Source organism: Thalassoroseus sp. (assembly GCF_984380535.1).
On the sequence record NZ_CFHRBF010000017.1, the window covers coordinates 70,993 to 96,786 of the forward strand.

At 52.9% G+C, this 25,794-nt stretch carries 15 protein-coding genes and 1 tRNA gene; 5 read left to right on the forward strand and 11 right to left on the reverse strand.

Features of this window, described 5'->3' with window-relative positions:
- The first annotated feature begins 395 nt into the window (after nt 1–395).
- From AC5DDB_RS22155 to AC5DDB_RS22165, 3 genes are all read left to right on the forward strand, one after another.
- The gene (locus tag AC5DDB_RS22155; RefSeq protein WP_491741957.1) at nt 396–2,207 is read left to right on the forward strand and encodes a DsbA family protein; all 1,812 of its coding nucleotides are present in this window, start codon (nt 396–398) and stop codon (nt 2,205–2,207) included.
- 194 nt (nt 2,208–2,401) lie between these two features.
- On the forward strand, nt 2,402–2,998 hold the full coding sequence (locus AC5DDB_RS22160) for a hypothetical protein (RefSeq protein WP_491741958.1): 597 nt from the start codon (nt 2,402–2,404) through the stop codon (nt 2,996–2,998).
- 250 nt (nt 2,999–3,248) lie between these two features.
- Complete coding sequence (locus AC5DDB_RS22165; RefSeq protein ID WP_491741959.1) at nt 3,249–3,827, forward strand: hypothetical protein; 579 nt, start codon at nt 3,249–3,251, stop codon at nt 3,825–3,827.
- A 995-nt stretch (nt 3,828–4,822) separates the two neighbouring features.
- On the opposite strand, the gene AC5DDB_RS22170 is transcribed toward AC5DDB_RS22165, so the two are convergent.
- Nucleotides 4,823–4,954 carry a hypothetical protein gene (locus AC5DDB_RS22170; RefSeq protein WP_491741960.1) on the reverse strand — a complete coding sequence of 44 codons (132 nt, stop codon included), beginning with the start codon at nt 4,952–4,954 and terminating at the stop codon, nt 4,823–4,825.
- Between the two features lie 655 nt (nt 4,955–5,609).
- On the opposite strand from AC5DDB_RS22170, the gene AC5DDB_RS22175 reads away from it, so the two are divergent.
- Together AC5DDB_RS22175 and AC5DDB_RS22180 are read left to right on the forward strand one after the other, a co-directional pair.
- Nucleotides 5,610–8,612, forward strand: coding sequence for a calcium-binding protein (locus AC5DDB_RS22175; protein WP_491741961.1), 3,003 nt, complete (start codon nt 5,610–5,612; stop codon nt 8,610–8,612).
- Between the two features lie 203 nt (nt 8,613–8,815).
- Nucleotides 8,816–9,364 carry a hypothetical protein gene (locus AC5DDB_RS22180; RefSeq protein ID WP_491741962.1) on the forward strand — a complete coding sequence of 183 codons (549 nt, stop codon included), beginning with the start codon at nt 8,816–8,818 and terminating at the stop codon, nt 9,362–9,364.
- Between the two features lie 159 nt (nt 9,365–9,523).
- Here AC5DDB_RS22180 and AC5DDB_RS22185 read toward each other — a convergent pair whose 3' ends face one another.
- From AC5DDB_RS22185 to AC5DDB_RS22230, 10 genes are all read right to left on the reverse strand, one after another.
- Nucleotides 9,524–12,598: a type I restriction endonuclease subunit R gene (locus AC5DDB_RS22185; RefSeq protein ID WP_491741963.1), complete on the reverse strand. Its 3,075-nt coding sequence runs from the start codon at nt 12,596–12,598 to the stop codon at nt 9,524–9,526.
- Complete coding sequence (locus tag AC5DDB_RS22190) at nt 12,595–13,578, reverse strand: DUF4268 domain-containing protein (RefSeq protein ID WP_491741964.1); 984 nt, start codon at nt 13,576–13,578, stop codon at nt 12,595–12,597. The genes AC5DDB_RS22185 and AC5DDB_RS22190 overlap by 4 nt, the downstream gene beginning before the upstream one ends.
- A gap of 22 nt (nt 13,579–13,600) precedes the next feature.
- Entirely contained in the window at nt 13,601–14,275 is a 675-nt protein-coding gene (locus tag AC5DDB_RS22195) for a hypothetical protein (protein WP_491741965.1), read from the reverse strand.
- 35 nt (nt 14,276–14,310) lie between these two features.
- A complete protein-coding gene (locus tag AC5DDB_RS22200) occupies nt 14,311–15,636 on the reverse strand; it encodes a restriction endonuclease subunit S (protein ID WP_491741966.1) in 1,326 nt (441 codons plus the stop codon).
- Complete coding sequence (locus AC5DDB_RS22205; protein ID WP_491741967.1) at nt 15,626–17,200, reverse strand: class I SAM-dependent DNA methyltransferase; 1,575 nt, start codon at nt 17,198–17,200, stop codon at nt 15,626–15,628. The genes AC5DDB_RS22200 and AC5DDB_RS22205 overlap by 11 nt, the downstream gene beginning before the upstream one ends.
- A 372-nt stretch (nt 17,201–17,572) precedes the next feature.
- A tRNA-Ile gene (locus AC5DDB_RS22210) sits at nt 17,573–17,646 on the reverse strand.
- 493 nt (nt 17,647–18,139) lie between these two features.
- Nucleotides 18,140–19,867, reverse strand: coding sequence for an FAD-dependent oxidoreductase (locus tag AC5DDB_RS22215; protein ID WP_491741968.1), 1,728 nt, complete (start codon nt 19,865–19,867; stop codon nt 18,140–18,142).
- A 344-nt stretch (nt 19,868–20,211) separates the two neighbouring features.
- Nucleotides 20,212–21,192 (reverse strand): leucine-rich repeat domain-containing protein, encoded by a 981-nt coding sequence (locus AC5DDB_RS22220; RefSeq protein WP_491741969.1) that lies wholly within the window; start codon nt 21,190–21,192, stop codon nt 20,212–20,214.
- 107 nt (nt 21,193–21,299) lie between these two features.
- Complete coding sequence (locus AC5DDB_RS22225; RefSeq protein ID WP_491741970.1) at nt 21,300–22,244, reverse strand: polysaccharide biosynthesis/export family protein; 945 nt, start codon at nt 22,242–22,244, stop codon at nt 21,300–21,302.
- 133 nt (nt 22,245–22,377) lie between these two features.
- Entirely contained in the window at nt 22,378–25,764 is a 3,387-nt protein-coding gene (locus AC5DDB_RS22230) for a hypothetical protein (protein ID WP_491741971.1), read from the reverse strand.
- Between the last annotated feature and the right edge of the window lie 30 nt (nt 25,765–25,794).

Here is a 25,794-nt window from a genome sequence, read left to right on the forward strand (position 1 = left end):
ACGATCCGGGCTGTGTGGGCCGGCTGCGGCCCACGGGGGCGGGCTGGGAATTGGCCTGCGACATGCCGAGCTGTGTGGGCGAGCTGCTGCCCACGGGGGCGGGCTGGGAATTGGCCTGCTGTGAGCCAGGTTGTGCCGATCGGACCCAATACGGAATCGTCTGAAACACTCGTGTCGACTAGCTTTGAGTTCCGCATTCATCTGCGAAGTTGTTAAATGTCGGATGGTTTATCGCAGATGAATGCGGACACTCAGGCGTATCGGTTGCTCTATCCCGTTGAGCAACGTTGGGCGTTGCGCGGGCCCGAGCCTAGAGATTCCTTTTGTTTGCCCGCCGACCGGCGGTTCGGTCAAGGCTTACTCCCGATCTCGATAAGTAAGATAAGTAAGAATCTATGACGGACGATATAATCGTTGGGGCTTCCGCAAGTCGAATCAGTGCCGTTTGGCGATGCTTGGGGCTGTTATCGTTATCGCTAAGCTTAGTTTCCGCTTCACTTCTCGTCTTACAGCAATTGTATGGGTTGACCCTCCATGGATGTGGTCCCTCAAGTGCATGTGCGAGTTTGTCAAACGGGCCATGGGGCACCCTTGCAGGCTGGCCTCTGTCTTATGTTGGCCTTGCATACTTCTGTGCGATCTCGGTCGGGTGGTGGCTGTCGAGCGGTGGAGTAACTTGGGGCTTTCGGTCCGTCGTAGGGGCAGGAGTCGCGGTTTCGCTCGGGCTGACGATTGTAATGATCGCCGAGCAACACTTTTGCTTGTATTGCCTGCTAGCACATCTTGGCAATCTTCTGTTCGCCATCATTGTCTTTTTCTCGTCGTCTCAGTCGCAGTTCCAGACCAAATTGCTCGCGGTACCGGCCGGCGTCTTTTTGTTCGTAATTGCGAGCTTAGGGCTTGCACAGCAAAATGTCGAAAAAGTCGTGGCTGAGAAGTCCAGCGCTGAGACCTCTGACACGATTTCTGATGTCGTCAAGGCAGCCAAGAAACCAGCTGCCAATGAAGAAGGTGTATTGAAGGCCCGCTGGCGAAAGGGACCGGAGATTGCCCGGCTTCGGATCGTCATGTGGGGGGACTACCAGTGCAAAGATTGTCGCAATGCAGAATCTGAGCTGGATGCATTTCGCGATGAAAGCCTTTCGGTCTCGTTTCTTCATTTTCCGCTGTGTAAGGACTGCAATCGAATTATCAAGCATCCCCGATTCCATGACAACGCCTGTCGAGCCGCGTATGCCGCCGAAGCTGCTGGAATTCTCGGCGGGAACGAAGGTTTTTGGCGGATGCACGATTGGCTCATCGAGCGAAAGGGACTATTCGACAAGGAACAGCTTCGAGACGTCTTGCCCCGCCTAGGGTTTGATGATCACAAGACTTTTTTCGACACCATGATGGGCAAACGCGTTGCAAAGACTATTCGATCCGACATTGAGCGAGCCGTCGAACTGGGCATCGATGGGACACCGCTGGTATTCATTAATGGTGTCGAACTGAAATCGGCGGACGTCGAAGGCAATGTCACTGTTGCCATCGAAGAATTGTTGAAAAAGGATCTTCCTCCACGATCGCCCCACGGCGACCGACCGCAAGGACGTATCGCGCGACTTGTCGAACGATGGCGGGATCAAGAAACAATTGCTTTCCCCCCGAATTTAACAGGAGGAAGAATCGGCCCAGCCGAAGCTGATCGCGAACTTGTGCTGATCATTGACTATGCGAACCCATATTCGATCGGTATGAACCAATTAGCTCGCACCCTCGTTGAGGAAAGAACGGACTGCGCGTATCGAGTCGTGGTCTATCCACTCAGCAAAGAGTTGAACCCGAAGTTCTCCGGCTGGAAAGCAGACTTCTATGGTCCATCGACTGAGATGGCTCGGCTTGTCATGGCTGCATCCGAACTCGGAGGCCAAGACGCGTTCTGGGAGATGCACGAATGGATTCTCGCCCATCAAGAGAATTTCGACGAAGACGCTGCAATCGCTGCAGCGGCCCATTTTGGACTCGATTCCGACAAACTGCGCAACAAGTCGTTATCAGATTCGGTTGACGAGCAATTGAGATCGAATATTTCGGTCGTCGAGAAAGTCGGAATCAGTTGGGCGAGCCAATTATACGTGGATGGTAAGCACGTCACAGCAATGATCCCTACTAGACCGTTAATTGAGAGCATCTTGGAAGATAAGAGCTCAGGATCATCGCAGTAGTCGAGCATTTCGATGAACGGATATGCGTAGATGCCAAATTCGATTGCCATCGAAAATTCCGCGTGGTCGCTCACAAATGATGCGGAACTGCCATTGCTAACGAAAATCGTTACGCACTTACGCGCTGAGACGTAAAGGGAAACCGCTATTTACGGCTACCATTTGGGCGGTGCTAGTCCTCTCGGAAGTCTCGAGTGAAGAGCGTTAAAAAAAGATGGGTGAACTGTATGCGGATAGAATTGATTTCTGCAGCCAGTCTGGTGATCTGCAGTACGACCGCCATTGGAGTGGCCGGTGACACTCCAAACGAGACGAAGGCTCATATTGCGCATTTGGTCGGAAGCGATCCGTGCAGTATCTCTGAAGAAAATGCTGATTCGCCATATGCACAAACTGAGATCGACGGCACATGGCAATTGGTTGAATGGAATGAAAATGGGCGGTTGGATGAGCGGGTCGTTGCGGACGATTACCGGATCGTCCGCATAAACGGGGTTCAATCGATTGCCAGGGGAGGCATGCCGTTCAGTGCGTCGTGGTTCCGCGTCCGCCACGACGGCGATAAGTGGATTGAGTTTTGGGATGAGAAGTCGTCCAAATGGGCGGGCTTCACGCGATATAGGATCGACAAGGACACGCTGAAGGTGGCACAGTACATCGATGAAAAGCGGAGCGGAAAGGAATTTCCAAAGGATTTGAAGCCTCGTGAAGGAGTCATTATCGTCACGTACCGTCGGATCAGGCCGTTAGAGACTGACAGCGCAGCCGTGTCGAGCCCAGAGCCGAAGTAGGATGGCACACTGTTCTCTTACAGATTAATGACTGTTCATCAAGCGAAGCTAACAAGCTGAACTAAGATCGAAAAAGTCAATCCGTAACGAAAGTGAAGGAGAACAATGGGTGCATGAAGAGCAGTCAATCACCTGGTTCACAAATGAGCATGTATACTAGCAATCCAATGATCGCGGTTGTTAACCGCCAAAAGGGGTCGATCGCAGAATGAAGTTCGTGCATCTAATTCCCCAGCCAAAGATCTCCCGGGTGAAACGAAGCGGCATTAAGCTCGGAAGCGGGCGGCGAGGCAAAGGTGTTTACGCCGTTCCCTTGATGCTGATGCAGCGAATCTCCCTTCTCGATGACGACACTATTGTTGAATCCGACCTACGATCATCAGTAACGCTTTGGCACTGGCTATCACAAGTTCGACATCGTCACCGAAATCTTGCAGCAATCGCTTTCACAACTATCGCGGATCACTGGCCCGCAGCACTGCACCTCGAATTGAAACCCACTGTTGGCACTGACTGGCTGCAGAATGTTGAAACGAACGCATTCTATATCGGAGATGAAGATCTTCAATTTGTGCGTGACGCTCACCGACAACACTTCATTGCGGATCTTGAAGTGACCGTCCAGACGGCAATTGGTCTTGGTAAGTTGCTACACGCAGTACAGTCAGCGGGGCTAACGACATGGGACCAGTATGACGAAACCATTGAAATCGTATTCCCGAAGCCAGTCCCTTCCAACTTGCTTGCTCGGATCACACCGCTGTATCGCACAAATAAACGATTTAAGCAGGACCGTCGGCGTCATCATCAGGGTGACTGGCAAGAGTAAGAAGAAAAAACTTGATTGGTAGAAAAGTTACGCCACCGTTAATCGACTTTCAATTTGACGAGACACCGTGGCTCACTCGAGAATGTCAACGTATCATAATGACGACATTCAAGACCTGCTGCCCGCGGTGCAACCAGTGTGACCCCGGTACAGGCGACCGACAACCGAGAACGAGGTTGTGAGGCAAGTGATCTGGTATGTCCTGACCAACCGGCATCCACTGGGACGAGGTGCCTCTGGCCTTGGAGAGTTGCGGAGAAACGGTTTACAAGCGGCTTGAGCATTGGCAAAATCTCGACATGTAGCCAGACCTTTAAAAGCGGTTTTTAGATCAGTTGCACGAATTAGGGAAGCTCGACCTGGACACGGCCATCATCGACTCCAGCCAGGGCCGCGTTTGGGCCGTAGTAGATCGACTGGACCCGGCCCCGTCGAACGCCGCGGAGAAGGCACGAAATACTAGGTACTGGTTGACAAAAATGGAGTTACGCTGGTCATTTTACACTCGTAGGTGAACACCAACGCACATCAGCGAATTGTGCTGAAGGTATTATGCCCCGGAAAACAAGAATAGAGCATCGATCTGAACAGTCCTAATTCTTCTCCGCAGAACTTGTATGCCGATGCAGGCTATGACCAAGAACCGGCCCAAAGCCCATTTCGGATATTGGGAATTGAGCCGCACATCCGCCGGTGCCGCTCAGAGCATGGCGGCAGCTAGGGACGTGTGCGATAGAAAAGTAAACGTTCGACTATGCAGATCGATTGTCTGCATTGCCTTCGTACACACCATGATCGCCATGAATACCGTTGTAAATGCATAAAAGCCACTTGCCGTTCAGGAATCTTTGCATGGGATTCGGCAATGGTATGAGGCGACGCATTTTCTGGAGCACCTCATGTCTCTTTGTCGATGTGTCGGCAGAAGTCATCGAACACTTTGGTGACAACCTCATATTGCACAGTCGATTCGGTGGTGTAAGGAACTTTCTGGCTTAAAGTGTCGACAAAACCCAATGCCGAGACACCTCTGCCACGGCGATTGGGCAACTCACAGTGCGTTGCTCAGTTTGCCAAGCGTAAGGCACGCTCGGCTCCAGTGCAAACCGCGCTTCATCGAAGTCCATCAAGTCGATCTCCTTCTAGTTGCGCCCGCTTGGCCAGTTCGGCAATCGTTTCCTAGGATTCACCGACGGCTTCGACATCCGGCGGCGGGTTCGCCACTCCGAGCCAACGCTCTCAAAGTCAATGATCTCCACGCCAAACTCGGCATCCACAATCAATGAGTCGCCAAAGGAGAGTTCTCAGCACTCTTGAGATTTCTCCAAATTTGTTGCCGGATGGAGCTCTGCTTTACGATTTAGTAACCGAGCCACTCGATTGTTACTGCACACAGGGCCCCGAAGGTAAACCCGCTACCACACTAAGCCGGGAACAACCGAACGCGAGGTTAAGCAGTGCGGTGAACAAGCTAGAAATTCGGCGTGCAACAGCCGAGTTTTCACGTCCAATTGTAGCAGTATCGACGATCGAGGGGTGGGTCGACGTCAAAGGTCGTCGTCCTCTTTTAGCAATGCTGTGCCTTCCAGAGAGCGACCTAGAAAACAGGAATACATTCGCATGAAAACTCCTCGTTATGTTGAAGCAATCGGCCAGGTGTTATCACGCCTCCCTCAGCACAAGAGTTTGTTAAGCAGACCAGCGTCTAAGAGGCGACGCCATCGCGTCAGTGATCGACTAGGAGGTCTCGTATGCTTGGTTGAACCTCTTGAGACTCGTCAGATGTTGACTGGAATTTCAGCTCAGATGGTTGAAGGAGTTCTGGCAATCGACGGCACGGGGACGCACGATACGATTTCGCTTGACCAGGGAAGCTCTGTTATCCTCGTTCAAGCGAGCAACTCGATAGGTACCCAAAATTGGAGTTTCCCAGTAGCCGGGATCAGTCATATACAAGTCAATGGCCATTCGGGCAACGACACGATTGACCTCGGCCGTGTCAGTTTGAATTCGATCGTCAAGGGCGGAAATGGAGATGACGTCATCTATGGTGGCTCTGGAAGAGACAATTTGAGCGGAATGGATGGGAACGACACACTCTGGGGTGGAAAAGGGGTCGACAAACTTTTTGGTGACCTCGATAACGATGAATTACATGGTGGAGACGATGGCGACTATATAGTCGGTGGTGGCGGCTACGACGTGCTGTATGGTGACGCGGGCGATGACAGGATGGGAGGTGGAGACAAAACCGATGTTCTTCACGGCGGATCCGGCAACGACAAGCTCTACGGTGACGACGGACACGATCGCCTGTATGGCGAAGATGGAGATGATTATCTCTCTGGTTCCGACGGAAATGACAAGTTGTTTGGAGGAAATGGCAATGACTTACTTAGAGGTGGGGCTGGCGAAGACCTCTTAAGAGGCACATACGGAAACGACATTTTGTGGGGGGGTGAAGGAAACGACACGCTATATGGTGACCATGACAACGATGAACTTCACGGCGAGGCCGGAGACGACGCCCTGGTCGGTGGTGGTGGCTACGATGTTCTCTACGGGGACGAGGGTGATGACCGGATGGGTGGCGGCGACAAGACCGACAAGCTCTACGGAGGCCCAGGCAATGACAAGCTCTATGGTGACGATGGAAGCGATCACCTCTATGGTGAAGACGGTGATGATTATCTTTCCGGTGGTTCGTCGGGGGATGATCATCTCGTCGGTGGTAACGGGAACGACCTTCTGCGTGGAGGCAATGGCGATGACTGGATTGGAGGAGGAACAGGCGACGACATAGTTTACGGAGGGGCGGGCGACGACACAATCTATGGCGATTTTGGCAACGATACTCTGTATGGAGAGGACGGCGAGGATTACCTCTCTGGTTCCGATGGGAACGACAAACTCTTCGGAGGAAACCACGATGATGTCCTGCGGGGCGGGGCTGACGCAGACTTCCTAAGTGGGATGGATGGGAATGACGTCCTTTGGGGAAGTGGTGGGAACGACGAGCTATATGGCGATCTGGGTGACGATGAGCTCCATGGGGAGGACGGACACGACTACATAGTTGGTGGCGGTGGCTATGATGTGCTCTACGGAGGCATCGGTAAGGACATCATGGAAGGAGGCCCCAAGAACGATAAACTCTACGGAGGTCCTGGCAACGACGAGCTCCACGGCAACGATGGATACGACCAGCTCTTTGGTGAAGGTGGAAATGATTATCTCTACGGAGGGTCATCAGGAAAAAAATATCTCGACGGCGGAGACGACAATGACGTTCTGCACGGAGGGCCAGAAGCGGACATAATCGGTGGTGGCTCGGGAGATGACATTGTATATGGAGGCCAGGGTGACGACAAGATTTACGGCGACACGGGTAACGACACTCTCTATGGAGAGGATGGTGAGGATTACCTCTCTGGTTCTAGCGGGAACGACAGACTCTATGGAGGAAACCACGATGACACATTACGAGGAAACGCAGGTGAAGACTACCTATTTGGACAAGCTGGCGAAGACACTGTTCACCTACAGTTAGACCTAGCAGCACTACTCAGCGGCGATTTCGCCTACCGGAACAGTCAACGCGACTTTATTGGCGATCAAGTTGCATTATCAGTGAAGTTAGGAGATGCCTTACAACGTCTGGCAGAGAAACTTCACAACTATATCAAGCCACGCCTCAATCCCCTGACAGCGTTTCTTGACGAGAAGATCATCGACATCGATGAGTTCGGCCTTCACCTCCGATGGCGCGACGTTTTTGAGAAGATCCCAGCTGCGAAGGAGATTGTGAGGTTACACAACGAACTTACAACGATAAACCGCTTTTTCGGATCCTTGCAAGAGCAAAGTAACTACGTCGGAGTCGGCACCTACAGGATCACAGCAGACCAGTTTGAGGGCTTAGCCAATAATCCATTCTCCCAACTCGCACAAGGTAGTTCACTACTGTCCCTTCGGGAACTAGGTGTCGACTTTCCAATCATCAGCAACAAGCATGCGTTACTCAAAATCGCATTCGGTGAAGTTCAAGATTTAGTCGAGATCGACCTCACGTTAAGCGAGTTTGTAGGCAAGGAAAACTTGACCTTTGAGACCCCTGTCGCCGGGGGGACTTATTTCGTTGGGGCTGTTCCAATCCAGTGGTGGGTGGACTTCAAAAGCACAATTGACCTAGGAATCTCTGCTGGCCTAGATACGAGAGGGGTCAACAAATTTCTAAGCGCTGCAAGAACTGACATTCAGAAAGGTATTTACCTTAGAGAATTCACACTCGATCTAGCCGGCTGGCTAGAAGTTGGAACCGGTTGGAAATCGAATGCAGAGATTCAGGAGGCTCTTAGTATAAAAAACATAGTCGAGATAAAGGATCTAGAGTTAGGAGTTGTTGGCCGCATAGGTCTCCAGCAAACGTGGTCGCTTGCGAATGAGGGCGGGAAGCTGTACGTGTTTGAAGCGAACGGCGTCAAGGCGAGGCTCGAAGTCCAAAACACCTTGACAGGTGAGCTGGCGTTCCAGGCGAACATTTCAATCACGGCCAGTGGTTGGACTGCAGAAATAATCGACGGAGCAAATGAAGTCCTTGAGGATGCAGCTCAAGTTTACCATACGGTTGAAACCTTCGGTAAAAAGGTCTGGGGGACCATAACTGGCACAAGCTACCGTAAAGAAAGACGACCAGAGTGGGAAATCCAGAAAGAGGTTTCCTTCAATGAGTCATTTATCTTGGTAAATATTCATCACGATTTTCAAACGACCATAATGTTGTGATCGAGTCCTTGGTTTTGGCTGGCTTCAGTCGCCAATCGTGAAAGGGCGCGGAATTTTGCCTTACGCTTTCACCTCGACACTGCATAGGCGATTCGGCGACCTTGTACCGGTATAACGAAGAGTAAAGTGACGGCCTCTTGGTCGATTCAAATAGATCTCTATAAGGAACGACGATCGACTCATTTTTCAGGAAGGCTTCTTCAATGATGAAAACACTGATCACACTGTTTGCCGTGACGATCACGGGCGGCGCGCTCGCGAATGCTCAGCAAGGAAATCCAGATGCAACCCTCAACACGGCCTGGAACTCTGTCTATGAATCTGCAGGCGGCCGCGATGTCGATGCCAAAATCATTCTAAAAAAGAAAAAGGATGAGAATTTTGGTTCCGGAAAGTATGAAACCGAATATGGCAACGGCACGTTGTCGCAAGTGCGCACAGAGATTGGTGAACGCCAACAAACCCCTGAGCGTTCCGGAAACGGGCCTCTCCCTGGCCCTGACAGCCCTAACGCAGGCGCTACTGACGTCAAAGCTGTCTATATAAAAGGCGTTTGGGATTTTGACGGAACCACAGGTTGGTTCAGCTGGGAGCTATACGAGCAGGGACGAAAGTGTAAGTTCAAAGGCAAATGGGGATTCCTCAATAACGGTCAAGCAGGACCGGTAAAAGGAGTTTGGAACGGGACGCTGAGTGGCGGAGGCAACGGCGGAACCACCTCAAACGGCCCAGTCATCAACATTCCGTTCTAACGCTACATCCATTTAGAGTTCACAGTTTAATCCTGGTACCAAACGCCCGATGGCCGAAGGCAATATTCGGCCATCGGGCGTTTTTTTGCTGAAAAGGAAATACTTTTGCGGGCTCAATTTGTGCTCGTTAGAAATCGAAACAGTGTTACCGATCGCAAACTATAAGGCAATGCGATCGCTGCAAAGAAGCTCTGCCTGCTCCAAAACGGTCTGAATCGCCTTCTTTTCCAAATCTGGCGGATAGCCGAAGTGCTTCAGAATTCGTTTCACAAGTACTCGCATTTTGGCTCGCGCAGTCTGACGAACGGCCCAGTCGATGGTCACGTTTTTTCTGATCTTTCCGACGAGTTCACGAGCTATGAAGGCGAGTTTCTCATCGCCCATGACTTCCTTGGCCGATCCGTTGTCCGCCAATGCGTCGTAGAAAGCGACTTCATCTGTTGATAGACCAAGGGCTTCGCCACGGGCTTGTGCGTCACGGACTTCCTTCGCGATGCCGATTAATTCGTTAATCACTTCCTGTGTCGTGATTGCTCTTTTGTGGTACGCATTGATTGACTTTTCGAGCATCTCGGCAAATGATCGGGCTTGCACGACGTTGTGTCGTCGTTGCGTTTTGATTTCGCTCTTGAGCAGTTTCTCTAGTAGTTCGACGGCGACGTTCTTGTATGGAAGGTGTTGCACATCGGCGAGGAATTCGTCACTTAGGATTGAGATGTCCGGACGTTTGAGCCCTGCAGCCGAGAACACATCGATAACTTCATCACCAACCGACACGGCTTCAGAAACCAATTGCCGGATTGCGAATTCGATCTCGGCGGGGTCTCGATGGCTGTTGGCGGTTTTTAGAAATGCCGATCGAAGCGCTTGGAAGAACGCGATGTCATCGCGAATCGCGACGGCCTCCTCGTGTGTCGGGCACAGTGCAAACGCACGCGAGAGGTCGTAGACGTGGCGACAGAACCGTCGTTTACCATCTTCGGGATCGCTGGCGAGAATGTGCTCACGGGACGGCACCAGCAACGACAGACGTTCTTGAGGGCTGCCAGAGTGCCAACCAGACCAGTCGAAACCATGCAGCATTGCGCAGCAAACTTCGTATTTCTCTAACATGACGGCGACGGCTTGAGCCGTGTCGAAGGCGGTTTTCCCTTTGCCGCCGCTGTCCGTGTATGTCTTCATCGCCTTCTGCAATTGGTCGGCGATGCCGAGATAGTCAACCACCAACCCGCCTGGCTTGTCCCGGAAGACACGGTTGACCCGCGCGATCGCCTGCATCAATCCATGACCTTGCATTGGCTTGTCGACGTACATCGTATGCATGCACGGAGCATCGAAACCCGTCAACCACATGTCCCGCACAATGACGATTTTGAAGTCACTGGAAGCATCCTTAAACTTCTTCGCCATCTCCTTTCGCCGTTGTTTGCTGCGGATATGCGTTTGCCATTCGGGTGGGTCGGATGCTGAGCCGGTCATCACGACCTTGAGCACGCCTTCGTCGTCATTCTCGGAATGCCAATCCGGGCGTTGTGCGACGATCGCGTTATACAAGTCGACGGCAATGCGGCGACTCATGCAGACGATCATTGCCTTCCCGTCCATGGCTTCCAGCCGCTTCTCCCAGTGCTTGATCAAATCTGTTGCGATGAGTTGAATCCGCTTTTCGCTGCCGACCAACGCTTCGAGCGCGGCCCACTTCGTTTTAAGTTTTTCGCGTCGGTCCTCTTCTTCGTTCTCGGTCAGTTCGTCGAATTCCGAATCCAACTGCGGAACAATAGACGCATTGAATTCCAGCTTGGCCACACGGCTTTCATAGTAGATCGGGACGGTCGCTTCGTCGGCGACGGCTTGTTGGATGTCATAGATATCGATGTATTCGCCGAAGACTCCGCGGGTGTTCTTGTCGGTGAGTTCGATCGGCGTTCCAGTGAAGCCGATGTACGATGCATTCGGCAACGCGTCTCGCATGTGACGGGCGAAGCCGTCGATCATATCGTATTGGCTGCGATGGGCTTCGTCGGCGATGACGACGATGTTTCGCCGATCGGATAGCTTCGGGTATTCGGTCTTCGACTGTTCGGGGAAGAACTTTTGGATGGTCGTAAACACCACTCCACCCGAGGCAACCGACAACAGCTTTTGCAGGGACTCCCGATCTTCCGATTGAACCGGTTGTTGACGCAACAATTCATGGCAACGGGCGAACTGGCCGAATAACTGGTCGTCCAAATCATTACGGTCAGTGAGCAGCACCAACGTCGGGTTCTGCATCTCGGGATGCGTGACAATGCGTCCGGCGTAGAACGTCATTGATAAGCTCTTGCCGGACCCTTGTGTGTGCCACACGACACCACAACGTCGATCACCTTCGGTGTCGGCGGCGGTCAACGTGGCTTCGACGGCTTTCTCTACGGCGTGGAATTGGTGGTACTGCGCGAGAATCTTGTAAGTGTTTCCGGTCTCGGTGTCTTGCTCGAAGACAATGTAATTCTTCAAAATTTTGAGCAGACGATCCTTCTCGAAGACACCACGGACTAGCATCTCCAAGTCGAGCATGCCTGCGGGCGGATCGGTGCCATCGATCGTTCGCCATGGTTTGAACCATTCCTTCGGGGCGGTCAGTGAGCCGATGCGGGCGTTGAGACCATCGGAGATCACCAAGAGTTCGTTGTAAGCGAACAGTGAAGGGATTTGCTGCTTATACGTCTGAAGCTGATTCCAAGCCGACCAAATCGTGGCGTCTTCATTGAGTGCGGCTTTCAACTCGATGACACACACCGGCAGCCCATTGAGAAGAACAATGATATCCGGGCGACGGTTGTGATGACCTTCCACAATCGTGAATTGGTTGACCGCTAGCCAATCGTTCGATGCGGGTTCATCACCAATCAACCACACACGGTCGCCAACAATTGTGCCATCGTTGCGGGTGTATTCGACTTCAACACCATCCCGCAACATTCGGTGAAACGTTTGATTGTTGACTAGCAATGCGGGCGAATCCAACCGCGTCACAGTCCGCAGGGCTTCTTCACGTGCCGATGGGGGGATGTCGGGGTTCAAACGATCGATCGCCGCCTGCAGTCGGCCAACGAGCACAACGTCCCCGTATGAGTTCCGTTCGGATTGATCGGCATCCGGGCCGATGGTCATCGCGTTGAGCGTCTCATAGCCGAGTTCCTCGAACCACGAGAGCGTCGCCAATTCCACGGTGTTCTCGGTGATCGTCATGGCATCGTCTCGCCTGTCTCAGCAAGAGTGTCATCAAGTAACTTGACGCGAGGGGAGAATGCCCGATGGAATCGCTCGAGCATGTTGGCCAGCCATTCATGTTGCTCGGACCAATTCGAACGTTCGTTCGGGTCTTGTTCGTTGTTCTTCAGACTGATGATGCGGTCTTTCTTGTTTGGATTGTCCTGCCAATCCAGGCTCTCTCCGATTTCTCTTTCGATTTCTTCACGCTGGTTTTTTAGTTGTAAGAATCGCGTATAAGCATAGGGACCGCTGCAATACACGACGATTTCCGTGAATCCGTCGCGAACGTTTGCTCTGGTCGAAAGTTGGAAACCCGCACGCCCGATTGCAAAATCATTCCAGTATTGGGGCAACGGCTTCGTACCTTTAACGTGCGAACCCCGCTTCGCCAGCACCTCATGAAACGCCGTCCAATATTCGAGCTGCAGGCGTTTCGTTTCCGTCAGTGTCTCACGGTCAATACGTTTCGCGGCACCCGAAATGCTTTTGACCCAGTCGTTGGGTTTGGAGACCATGTTGAACTTCGGGGCGATGGCGGAGTTGCCGATTCGCCAGAGTTCGACTTCCAAACCGAAGAAGCGGAAGTCGTCGTTGGTGATGTCGTTGAGCCAATCCAGGGCGGCTCGATGTTCTTCGGTGAAGCGGGACGCGACCCACACGATCGTCACCGTATTGAGACCGGCGGCGTAGGTCATCAGTTGGCCGAGGTGCGTGTGGTCGGTGCGTTCGAGTTGGTTTTCGATCAGCACCCAATCCCCGGACGCCGTATCCTTGCAGAGAATGTCCGCCCGGAACGGCCCGACGTCCTTCTCCTGGGCCTCGACTTCCAAATCCAGGCCGATGGTGTCACCCAACAGCCGCACGTTCTCTTCTCCCGCCAGCCACGGCGTGAAATCCCCGGCCTCGGTCGTCCACACGTCCCGCAGTTCTACCTTCTCCAGTCGACCCAATTCCATGTTGCATCCTCAAGTGTTTAATTTAGACTGCTGGGCAAACGGGAAGAAATAGTTTGTGGATCTTTCGTTCATATGGCGAGCGACCATTTAAGCCGAGATGAGTACTAGCTTCCGTCAAACGCTCCTGCCAACCGGCTTTATCGGTCGGACAGTTGCCGTGTGGGTTCTTGTCACCGCAGAAGTACACGAATAGCAGACGCGCGGGAATGTTGTGTTTCGTCAAGAAATACAGCGTCGATAGGCGGTTGGCGTATTGATAGTACGGTTGGAGCCAATCTTGTGCCGGTGAAATCTTCATGCTCGTTTTCGTCTCTGCAAAGGCAGCACGTATCTGGTCACGTTGGCCGCCGTCTTGTTCGATTGCGGCACATGATGAACGCATTTCGTCGAGATGGGCTTTGGCTTCGACAAGCACCCACTGCTCGATTCCATCAATTCGAGTGCGACCAACGGCATCCCAGTTGTGAAGGTTGCCGGAGTGTGGCCAGAACTCCCGCCATTCCTTCTGCACCGGATGAAGCTCATTTAAGAAGTCGAGTCCTCGCCATTCACGATCGATCGAGTCCGACGAATTGTTGAACCGCATATCCAACCACTCGACGACTTCGCCACCAATCGCGTTACCAACCAATCGATTCAGTTTTTGGCGGTGATACCCCAAGTAGCGCAGCAGATGCCATTGACTCCCATAAGACATTTCATGGTCCCTTTAACATTCGTCTGGTAGTTCAGCTACAAATGTGACTCGGCTAACTTTTCCGCATCTTTCACGCGCAGTTCGCCGGACAAGAGTTTCGGCAGTAGAGCATCGCGAGTTGCTGCAAGCGTTTCGCCTTGCGACGAATTGACTTCTATTCGATCGTCCATCGGTCCTACTAGGCGATCGAAGGCCGAAACAACAGTTTCAGTGGGGGCAATCATTGGGAGTGCTTGGAAATTGCGTTTGTTAATTGATCCGAACACAGTTCCTTCAGCTTCAAAACGTGCGAAATCCGTTTCTAACCCCCCCATTGCATAGTAAGTGTACGATCTGCTTCCTGATTTGTGACGAACAGCAGCAACTCCTCGACCAACACAGCATCGTTGTGAGGCTAAATTCAGGTCTCCCACAGGAGCACGGACGCTGACTAGCGTGTCGTTCTTCTCGGCAAACCGTGTTGGGCCAGTACAAAACACTCTCACTGACGGAAAGCGAAAGCCAAAATCTCTGCGACCTTGGAAAAACGGAATCCCGTCGCCAGTTTCGTTGTAAGTTTCGCCGGGCGGGGATTGCCCCATCGTCAATTTGAATTCGTCGCCAACCGTGCTTACGTTCCATCCATCCGGCACCAGGCCAAACTCTGCGTGCTCAAAGCTGTCGGGGAAGAGGGCGGCGGTTTGGGGGTCGAGGGCTTTGGGGGGGCGGTTGTCGAGTTTAGCGCGGACGGGGTCGAAGTCCACGAACCAGCTTTTGAAGGTCGCCCGCGCCATCGCTTCCAGCGTCTCATTCATCCGCCGATTCAACTCGATCTTGTCATCCAACGCCCCTAGAATGCTAGCAATCGCTCTTTGCTCGCCAATCGGCGGTAATAGAAGCGGTAAACGGCGAAGTTGTCCCAAATTAAAACCGGGTACAGAACTTCCAATGCCCTGATTTAGTATCGTATTCCGCATTTGCGGCGATGAAAACACGTAGTACAAAAACAGACTGTCAGCTTTTGTAGAATCGGGAGTAAGTTTCATTTGTTTGTTTGATACAACATACTTACTGAACTTCGCTCTTCCATCTATTAAACCAACTTGGTCGATCGTTCCCCAGCAAGTAAAAACAAGGTCTCCTCTACGCGCTATAGAACGATTGAATTCCGATGCCTTGTCGTCAGATACAAACGCAAGGCCATCGTCGATGATTCGAATTCCTATATCCTGGCTCAGGTTACTACCACGAATAACTGGCACGCCCGAACTTTGAAAAAACCTAGAACTAATAGCAGAACCAAATGGTCCCGTTGCAAGTGCATTTGCAGCCGACGATTTTAGTTCCTCTACGCTACATTCTCGCCATGTGTCACTCGCCATAACCCAGCCCCTCCAAATTGGACCGAATGGCGGCTTCTAGCTGTGCCGATTCGGTGAATTGTTCGTTCAAGGTTTGGACGAGGCGTTGCATTTTTTCTTCGAAGGGTTCGTCGTCTTCTTCGAGTTCCTCGGCTCCCACGTAACGGCCAGGGGTGAGCACGTAGCCGTGGCTGGCGATTTCCTCGCGGCTAGCGGACTTGCAGAAGCCGGGGATGTCTTCGTAAGTCTGCGAGCCGTCGGCATCGCCCCGCCAGGCATGATAGGTGTCGGCCAGCCGGGCGATTTCTATGTCGGTGAGTTCCCGATGGACGCGGTCGATCATGCGGCCGAGTTTGCGGGCATCGATGAACAACGTCTCGCCGCGACGGTCGCGGAATTTCTTGTTCTTTTTGTCGCGGGTGAGGAACCACAGACAGACGGGAATCTGCGTGGAGTAAAACAACTGCCCCGGCAACGCGACCATGCAATCGACCAAGTCGGCTTCGATGAGGGCTTGGCGGATGTCGCCCTCGCCGGATTGGTTGGAACTCATCGAGCCATTTGCCAGCACAAACCCCGCCGTGCCGGTGGGGGCCAGATGATAGACGAAGTGCTGCACCCAAGCAAAGTTGGCATTCCCCTTCGGCGGTGTGCCGTACTGCCAACGGGCATCTTCCTGCAACTGCCCGCCCCGCCAATCGGAATCATTGAACGGCGGATTGGCCAACACGTAATCGGCCCGCAAGTCCTTGTGCTGATCGTGATGGAAACTGTCGGCATGCTGCGCCCCGAGATTGCCCTCGATGCCGCGAATCGCCAGATTCATATGAGCCAACCGCCACGTGGTCGGGTTGGACTCCTGGCCGTAGATGGAGATATCGCCGATGCGGCCGCCGTGTTCTTCGATGAACTTCTCGCTCTGCACGAACATCCCGCCCGATCCGCAACAGGGATCGAAGATGCGACTGTTCGGGGCGGGGGCGAGCATCTCGACCAACACACGGACCACACATCGCGGCGTGTAGAACTGCCCGCCCTTCTTGCCCTCGGCCGAGGCGAATTCCGAGAGGAAATATTCGTAGACACGACCGAGAATGTCCTTCGAGCGGTTTTCCTTGTCACCCAGGCCGATGGTGCCGATCAGGTCGATCAGTTCGCCGAGACGTTGTTTGTCGAGAGCGGGTCGCCCGTAATTCTTCGGCAACACGCCCTTGAGCCGAGGGTTGTCGCGTTCGACGGCATCCATGGCATCATCGACGATTTGCCCGATCGTCGGTTGCTTCGCGTGCCCTTGGATGTGCTCCCAACGGGCCTCGGTCGGAACCCAGAAGACGTTTTCGGCCCGGTATTCATCGGGGTCTTCGGGATCGGCGTATTCATCTTCGAGCAACGCCTTGCGTTGTTCCTCAAAGGCATCCGAAATGTACTTCAGAAAGATCAGCCCGAGAACGACGTGTTTGTACTCAGCCGCATCCAGGTTGTTGCGAAGTTTGTCAGCAGCCAGCCAGAGTGTCTTCTCGAAGCCAAGATTGGCCCCGTTCGGGCTATCCTTCTTCGAGGCAGCCTTCGATTTCCGTTTAGCCATAGTCGGTTCGGTGTTCGTCGTTCAATACGTGGTGTGATGTTCCAGGTGAGGACAACAGTTTAACCAGAGTACTGAACAAGCGAAACCGAATTAGTGGTCACGAAATTGGACAGGGCGACCTCTGTTGCAGTATTTGAAGAGAATCGGATTCATGATTCGCGTAAGTACTTCTTCTGACATTTCATGCAAGGAAGATTAAACGGGCTTGAACACCGCGTCGTTGGCGGTTAAAAGCGGTACAGAAGTAGTACAGAAGTCGTGTTGAAATTTGTCCAATTCAGTCCATAACGGTCCACTTCTGTGCACAATCCCTCAGTTCCGGCACACAACAAACAAACCCCTAACTCGTTATGAGTCAAGGGTTTAAGATAGTAGGGCCGGCCAGACTCGAACTGGCAACCAACGGATTATGAGTCCGCTGCTCTAACCGATTGAGCTACGGCCCCAAGTTGTTGCTCTTGCGTAACTTAGGGTATCTTCCTGTTCGACTCGTCTTTACCTCTGACACTCGTTGGTGACGATGGTATTGAACGAACCTCGATTCTGTCTACCGGTGGTAAGAAGACAGTAGATTTTAACAAGCGTTGCCGTTCAAAGAAACCCGGCGAACCGATGTTCTGCCGCTGTTACGTCGAGCCTCGCTGGGAACGATTGTGACGTCGATACAGTGCAACTCAATTCGGCAATATCGATCACCGAACAGAACGGTTTACTTGGTTGCATTCAGAAGACCCCCGAAGCACTTTGAGACTCGAGTTCGTCAGTATTACTGTCGCCAGTCAAGTCGGCATCGACACGCGACGTTTGAAGCTTGAACGCTATCTGTACGTCGCGTGCGATCCCTAGATTTCCGATTGCGACAGAGCATTAGGAACCTGATTCGAAGCGCTATCAAACTGCCGTTATAGTCATTCTTGAGAGCCGTCCAAGTGCGTTCCCTCAAGCGAGTTTATTCCAATCTAGTTCGATCCCGTTTTTGACGAGCTGATCTTGGAAACCCTGAAGGTGTTTTGCGTTATTCCGGACTCCGCTTGGCGTGCGGTCTTTTGTTAAACAGTACGCTGTCAACGCACCAGCGGCTTCGCCGATTCCCCATTCTGTAGGATGCAACCGATAGGCACCATTAGTGAAGTGAGTCGTTCCGATATTCTTGCAAGCAGCGATTACGTTTCTCATTCGCTGGGGAATTAACGCGCCTAACGGGATCTGGTATGGCAAGGAACTCGTGTGATGATAGTTGTCCCCGCCTGTCGATGGATGCAGATCCATGGAATAGTGACCGATACCAACGGAATCAGCAAAGGCCTTCGCTACACGATGTTCACCGATCTTCCGTCGGTTTTCTTCGCGTGTGTCGATATGCTGTTCAAGAATCGTGAACTCAGCTTTGATACGTCGGCACTCACGGATATAGGGATACTTCGCAAGTCCATCTTCAGTACCGACGACATCAGGTCGCAGTCGTAACCCTTTCCAACCGGCTTTGCCGTCCGGTCTAGGTGCTTCAGTTTGGAGCCAGTATAACAGTGAAAGACTTAACTGCTTCGCACCGTTTAAATGTTTCTCTCGTTCTTCAGGACTAACATCGATAATGTTGCCAAGCATATAGTCGTTTTGAGGCCAGTTGACGACGGAGATATCGCTTGGATAGGTACCGTCTTCAAAATTGTTCGCATTGATGATGCGTCGATAAAGCCAAAGGTTGAGCCCTTTGACAGAAGGGATTGTTTGATTGGCTGCTCGGGGTGCAAATCCTAGGGCTTTCGGCTCCGTCGTCCACGGATTCGAATAGTGCAGGGCTAGCAATCGACCCGGCCAGGGCGGAGTTAGCGACGGCACGTGTTTCTGCCAAAAATCGTACATAGCCGGTTTAGGAATTGTATGATCCTGGTCTGGCAAATAATCGATCGCATAGCACCACGTAATCGACTGCATATTGTCTGGCCGAGCGTGTTCACCGGCACTTGGCTCCCCGGTTTCACTCTGAGACTCGGAGCCTGTGACGTACTCGGTACCGGTTAGAGGAAGCAAGTCGCCTTCCTCGGATGCATCGATGAAATAGCTAGCTTTGACAGTAATCGGGCGTAAACTATCAGCACTCTCAAATTGAATCGCTCGGACATGGTCCCCGTCGACATCAGCCTTGACGGGGCGGGTATTGAGTCGAATCTTAAGTAAGCCTTTCTTCACCGCTGGTGCTAACATTTCGTCGAGAACCGCGAGGGCAACGCGCGGTTCGTGACAAAGTCGCGAGACAGAACCATCTCCTGGATCAAGATTCTTGCGTGCTTTTGCTGCCGGTGTAAGTGGACGGTTCGACCGATAGTAGTCGCGAATGTTGTCTCGTAGTCGACGATAACTCGCAGGTGCCCCGAATGATTCAATCCAGGGATGTTCATCCGGCGGAACAATTTGTTGGGTGAGTTGTCCACCAATCCAATCCGTAGGCTCGGTCATTACAACTCGTAGTCCTTGATTGGTCGCTGACAATGCAGCGGCACAGCCGCCAAGTCCGCCGCCTACAATTAGGACATCCGCGTCTTCATCCTGGTGATCGACTGCCTCTAAAGGACTAGCGGCGACCGCTCGAAGAATTGAGGGATACCAGCATGCAGCCGCGGCCATCCCAGTGTGTGCGAGAAACTGTCTGCGAGTCGTACTTGGCATGTGGTGGTTTGTCATCAGTACCTCAAAAGATGCGGTGTGGGCTTCGCGAAACGCTTTGCTGGGATCCTAGAGTGTTGAGAGTTATCATTGTCCAAGTTAGTCAATTCGAACAACAATGATTGCAAGCCATGTCTAAGACCAATCACCATTATAGTCATCGCGAGATTATGTCGTCTTACGGGATGACATTACAGGAACAGTCTTCTTGGCAAGGACTAACAGAGCGAACTATCGACTGTATTGAAGTTACTGAGATTCCATCAGCGAAATCGCGATCAATCTCTCTAACGTGAAGCAAGAATAACCATACCTGCAGCAGAAACGATTTGGCTGCTGCAAGGTGACTAAGATTTTGCGTCTGTGACACCAGACAGAACTTCGCAACCTGGAAGTGCCTCACGTAATTTCTCGGCCCCTTGTTCGGTCACTTGGGTGTTGGTGACTTCGAGTCGAGTGAGGTTCTTAAGGCCGAAAAGATTCTCGATGGCAGCGTCGGATATTGGCGTACGACCGAGATGCAAATAGGTTAGGTTCACGAGCGGCTTGAGTTTCGGCAAAGCCGCGTCGGTAATTGTCGTATTGTCAAGGTTTAACCATGTCAACTGAGTCATTGTTGTGACATGTTCCATGCCGCCATCCGCGACATTGGTTGTGTAAAGATTGAGGTTCGTCAAAGTGGCGATCTCACTCAGATGTCGCAAACCTTCGTTATCGACACTAGTTTTGCTGACATCGAGGTTTTCGAGTTTGGCAGCTGACTTCAAGTGCTGCATTCCCTCGCCCGTCACTTTTGTATTGCTGATTCGAAGCCGACGTAAACGCGGCAACGCGCCTAAGTGCTTCAGCCCCGCGTCAGTGATTTGTGTTCCTGAGAGGTAAACTTGCTCCAACGCCGGAAGCTTTTGGAGTTTCTCAAGCCCCGCGTCGCCAACTGCAGTGCCGTCAAGCTTCAACACCTTGAGCTTGTCCAACCCGGCCAAACTGTCGATAGCCGCGTCGGTGACATTTTCACCGGTCAGCTGGACGTCTTTGAGAGACGTCATATCGGACAGCAGTTTTGCCGTCACATCGGTCGCTTTGCCATCGGGGATTTGCACGACAATGACGTTCCCATCGCCGTCAAGTCGAACCGTCCCCAAAGTCTTGAGCGATTCAATCGGATCAACAGGGGCTTCGTCCTCTGAGGCAGACCCCTGTTCGGTCGATTGCGTCGGCTGCTCGCTGTTTGCTTGCTCTTCGGCTTGCTTTGGCTCGGTCGATTGAGAACACGACAACGACCCCAGGATCAACAACGACAACGCAATATGGCGAGAAATTCGAATCATGGCAGGCTCCCTGAACGCGTGAATTTTGAGAGCCAATGATAACGACTTCGCCGATTGGCGGCATCTCAGCGAGTTGCGATTCCGAAAGTCACCGTAGTTGGTGCGAATTACTCGGTCGGTTTGGGTGGGACTTCGATCGCAGGTTGGGGAGCGATTTCCGCAGCAGGAACGACTTGTGGCGCTGCCTCAGGAGAGGCCGGGCGTTCGTAGTGGGTCGGTGCGGCGAATGGCAATGGACAATTCGCCGTTCCACACTGCTCCGCATTGCAGGCGTTGCATTCCTTTTTCAGCCCCAAACACTTGAAGCAACCATCACAAGCCCGATCTGTTGGAATGAAAATGCGATCGCCGGGCATGATCTGATAGTTTGTCGTCGTGTCGCCCAGTTGTACGATTTGTTCGTAACAGACCGGCAACACCACACGACATTCCCCAGGTGCGGTCGGCCGGCTGAGGATGATATCGTTCTTGCTGGCTCGGTCGCTCATGCCGCCGGCAGTCAAGATGGCATCCAACACCGTTTCGCGACCGGTGTAAGTATAGGCACCGGGATTGTTAACTTCCCCAAGGACATAGAAGTACACGCCGTTCGGTCCGAGAAGACGCACATTGACCTGCATTTGCTCGGCCGTCAGCGGTTTGCCGTCGTCGGTTGGTTTGGCGGCTTGGATCAAATCGAAAAGATTCGCCTCGATTTGTTCCAAACTCATTCCGGCGACAACGGGACGCCCGAAACGTCCTAAGTCAATTGTACCGTCGGGCATCACAGTTTGGTCTTGAGGCAAACGCAACGGAGAGTCGAAGTATGCGGTTTCAACAATTAACACATCACCGGGTTCGACAATATAGACCGGGATTACGGTCTTGCTGAGTTCGCGCGCTACGGGTGCTGGCTGGCGAACCCAGCGTCGCATTGTGTCTGCAGCATCGATCAGGCTATGCGTGTCGGGTGCCAACGCAAATGCGCCGCCAGGACCTGTTCCACATCCGCTCAGGATAAGGACCAAGCCAAGTGAGAGCCATAAACCGGTTTGCACCATCCGTGTTGGCATGGCTGCCCCCCAAGCGTCTTCCGATGTTCAAAGGTCGAACCGCGAAACGACATGCGGCCTATGAACAATCATCGGTACAATCGGCATAACCGCTACAATTGGATTTGACGGCGGAGCAGATTTTGATTGACGATCAACCTCGTCGACGACTTCCACTGATGAAAAACTGCACGCCGTTTTCCGGCAGAAGCGGAATCGAACGGACCTTGAGGACTGGTCGAGCGATCGTTCCTCGAACGTTGAACGAGATCAGCTGATCGGTCAACAGACGACCAAACCGTGCAAATAACCCCGCCGACGAAGGCCCCGCACCGTCGATCCGCCTCAACAGCAAAAGTCCGAGCAGTCCGCCACGTGGCCGATCAAAATCGCCGGTCGCCACCACCAGTTCCAAATTCAGCCGTTGACGAAGGGTGACCGTCCCGGTGGCATAGATCACCAAACTCGGGGTGCGAATTGCAAGTTCGTCGATGGTGACAACGTCGCCCTGCAATAGTGCGTAGACGTGTCCTTCTTGGATCGGTTGCGAAACACGCACCCCCGGGATGGCCTGAAGCAAACTGGCGATCAACGGCAAACGGCTACTGCGAGTTCGACTGAAATTCGCGTCAAGGGTGACAACCAAGTCGTTCAGTGACCGCATACGTTTGCCCGAGATTGTCAATTCCCCGCTAACTTGGCTGCCACTGAGTGCACCGCTTTCCTTCCCAATTTCGTTGATCGCACTGAGATTCACGTTCTCAAAATCCATCGCCCCGACGACTCGGTTTCCTCCATCCATGTGTGCCAAGAGATTCCCTCGGACGTGGCCGCCCCCGACAATACCGCTAAACGAACGCACATTGATCTCGGCTTTTTCGCCGGAGTCGGTCCAGGTGGCGCGAAATGGAATGCTCAGGGACGATACTGTTACATCGGCGACACTTCCCTTCGTGAGTGACAACACCGCCTCGGCTCGCCAGGGGTCTCCTGGGTCGATATTGACTCGTTGGATGTCGAGGCGTCCGGTGAACAGGGTGCGAACTTCCGCCGGTGCCCATAGCAAGAACGTTTCCACGTTGGCATTCAGCAAGTCCACGGAGAAACGATTTGCACGCGTATTCTGGAAGTTCCAGGTGATATCGGCGATCAGCCTTCCGTCTGCGAGTTCCCCATTCGATGAGACTCGCAGTACATTCTTGCTGATCGCAATGCGACTTTCGAGACGATCGGTTACGGGTTGCCCTCCCCAAATCCAACCGACGATTTGCACGCGTCCGCTGCCTTCGATGGCGGTCAGTGTTTGGCTATGTCGGAAATCGAATTCCACAGAGACATTGCCCCGAGTGCGGCCATTCGGCGGTTCCACATCAAAGGCACTGGCAATATTGACGATCGACACACCGTTCCAACGGAGCCGTCCGGTACTGGTCGTCGAGGTTTCCTCGTCCGTTTCTTCTAGCGGGAAACTGCCTTTAAGTTCCAAGGCACCATCGAAAAGTTCGCCGTCGACTTTGTAGTCCAGGGATTCATCACTCAGCCCGGCGGTCGCGTTGATGTTTCCCGTCCCAATTCCCCCGACAGTGATTTGCGGAATCTGCCATCTCGATTGGAAACGAACCGGCAAACCTTTGTCAGGATTGGCAACGTACTGCCCGGTGAGACGACCACTCAAACGACCGGCGACATCGAATTCCAGACTCGCAAGATCAGCTGCCAACCGCCCGAGATCGACGTCTTTCACATCGAGATTGAAATCGTGGTCCTTCGCGACATTCGGCAGTTGTTCGTTGTCTGCACGGAGAGGAATTTTTGCGGTTCCTGTGAGACTTCCCTCATAGAGTTTGATGGCGAGTTCGCTGAGAGTGGCCGTTTTCCCATCGGTGCTGAGTTTGGCCGCAAGCGAATCAATCCTTGCACCGGCAACGGCAAGCTGGTCGGACTGAATGGTACCATCGCCGACAATCGTAAACGGAGCCAATTCGCCCTTGGCTGTTAGGTCGGTTGTGATCGAACCTTGAATTGCGGTTGGTACTTGCAGGCTCTCATCAAGTCGATTCAAGTCCGATAGGTCAGTCGCGTTGAGCTTCAACTTCGCCGAATATGCAAATGGCTTGGCAGTTGCAATTTCTCCGCCTGCAGCGAGCGAAGTTGCACCAAGTTTGAAACTCGTTTCCTTCAGAACGAACCGTTCATTCGCAAGCCGAGCTTGAATCGGTTCCGGGCCGATTTGTAACCCGAACGCTTCGCCCTCACGGACGAAAACATCGAAAGCGGCTTGCCACTTCGTGGGTTCCGTCAATTGTGCTTGTGGAGCGGTGATCGCAATCGTCCCGTCAACTCCGCCGCGAATCGGGAGATCGGCCAGGTCGAATACTTGCAGCAAGCTCGTCAGTGAGAACGGCTTCTCGGTTTGCAGATTCGCTGTCGCCGGAGCATTGCCGACACGCGGCAATCGAACCGCACCTATTAAATTCCCGTCGAGACTTTGCAGCGTCAGATTTTGAAGTTCGATCGCTGCATCGTTTAGCCGATACTCGAACCCAGCCACCGGAACCGGAATGTTCGCGAACTCTGCGTCCGTCAATCGCGCTCGGCCGTTCGCAGCTACGGTGGACGGACTCAGAGTTCCTTCCACATGCCCGGTGAGTTCCAACTGTCCCCGAAAATCGGCGTCATCAGCGTTCTGCTTGCCGATTCCGGCGATGTTCTCTGAGAGCACTTTGACATCGGCCTCATATCCGAAGGGAGCCGTGAGTTTGAGGTTCGCATTCCCGCCAATCGTTGCTCCGTCGATGGTTCCGTCTAGCTTGCTGACTTCGAGCACTCCGTCGTCCGCTTCCACATCGACACGCACACTCCGCAACGTTTGGTCGAACGCTTTAAGATTCGAAACCGTTAAATTGCCATTGAGATCCCATGCTGTCAGATCACTCAATTTGTCTAACGGCACGGACGCGGACAGTTGGCCGTCCAACGCCCCGGTGTCAATCACAGGGAAGTTTGGAATCTGCTGCGTGATGGGTCGTATCGGGATGGTCGTCAAGGTGAGATCAGCTGTCATCTCGTCGGTTGGCACTAGGCCAAGACGGATTGCTCCACGGAATTGTCCGTTTGCAACGGGTTCCGCATTCGGGTCCGCTGGGAGATCGGGCAGGTCGAAGACAATCGGCTGCAGATCGAGAACACCGTCGCGATACTTGAGGTCCATCCGTACCGTGTCGAGACGCACCCCGGAGACCACCAACGACGGCGACGAGACGGCTCCATCAATTCGATAGGCCTTTGCATCACGAATGGCACCAAGTGGAACGCCGATATTAAGTTCCGTAGTGACGTTTCCGGTAATCGTAAACGGCAGCCCGATTCCAATAAAACTCAAGCGGCGATTGAGTTTAGCGACGTCCGCATCCCGTAGCGAAAAACTCGTGTTCCAGTACCTTCGAGCAGGTTGCTCCTGAGCCAGTGCAACATTCGGTACGTCATCGAACACGATGACAATAGTGAGCAAACTCGCGACAAACGAAAGACTTTTGAACATCGGATTCAACTCGTTGGATCCTGTAAAACG

Excerpts from the sequence above, each read along its gene's own strand:
- AC5DDB_RS22155 (WP_491741957.1), top strand. The coding sequence starts at position 396 with ATGACGGACGATATAATCGTTGGGGCTTCCGCAAGTCGAATCAGTGCC.
- AC5DDB_RS22170 (WP_491741960.1), bottom strand. The coding sequence starts at position 4,954 with ATGGACTTCGATGAAGCGCGGTTTGCACTGGAGCCGAGCGTGCCTTAC.
- AC5DDB_RS22175 (WP_491741961.1), top strand. The coding sequence starts at position 5,610 with ATGTTGACTGGAATTTCAGCTCAGATGGTTGAAGGAGTTCTGGCAATC.
- AC5DDB_RS22180 (WP_491741962.1), top strand. The coding sequence starts at position 8,816 with ATGATGAAAACACTGATCACACTGTTTGCCGTGACGATCACGGGCGGC.
- AC5DDB_RS22185 (WP_491741963.1), bottom strand. The coding sequence starts at position 12,598 with ATGACGATCACCGAGAACACCGTGGAATTGGCGACGCTCTCGTGGTTC.
- AC5DDB_RS22190 (WP_491741964.1), bottom strand. The coding sequence starts at position 13,578 with ATGGAATTGGGTCGACTGGAGAAGGTAGAACTGCGGGACGTGTGGACG.
- AC5DDB_RS22195 (WP_491741965.1), bottom strand. The coding sequence starts at position 14,275 with ATGTCTTATGGGAGTCAATGGCATCTGCTGCGCTACTTGGGGTATCAC.
- AC5DDB_RS22200 (WP_491741966.1), bottom strand. The coding sequence starts at position 15,636 with ATGGCGAGTGACACATGGCGAGAATGTAGCGTAGAGGAACTAAAATCG.
- AC5DDB_RS22205 (WP_491741967.1), bottom strand. The coding sequence starts at position 17,200 with ATGGCTAAACGGAAATCGAAGGCTGCCTCGAAGAAGGATAGCCCGAAC.
- AC5DDB_RS22215 (WP_491741968.1), bottom strand. The coding sequence starts at position 19,867 with ATGCCAAGTACGACTCGCAGACAGTTTCTCGCACACACTGGGATGGCC.
- AC5DDB_RS22220 (WP_491741969.1), bottom strand. The coding sequence starts at position 21,192 with ATGATTCGAATTTCTCGCCATATTGCGTTGTCGTTGTTGATCCTGGGG.
- AC5DDB_RS22225 (WP_491741970.1), bottom strand. The coding sequence starts at position 22,244 with ATGCCAACACGGATGGTGCAAACCGGTTTATGGCTCTCACTTGGCTTG.
- AC5DDB_RS22230 (WP_491741971.1), bottom strand. The coding sequence starts at position 25,764 with ATGTTCAAAAGTCTTTCGTTTGTCGCGAGTTTGCTCACTATTGTCATC.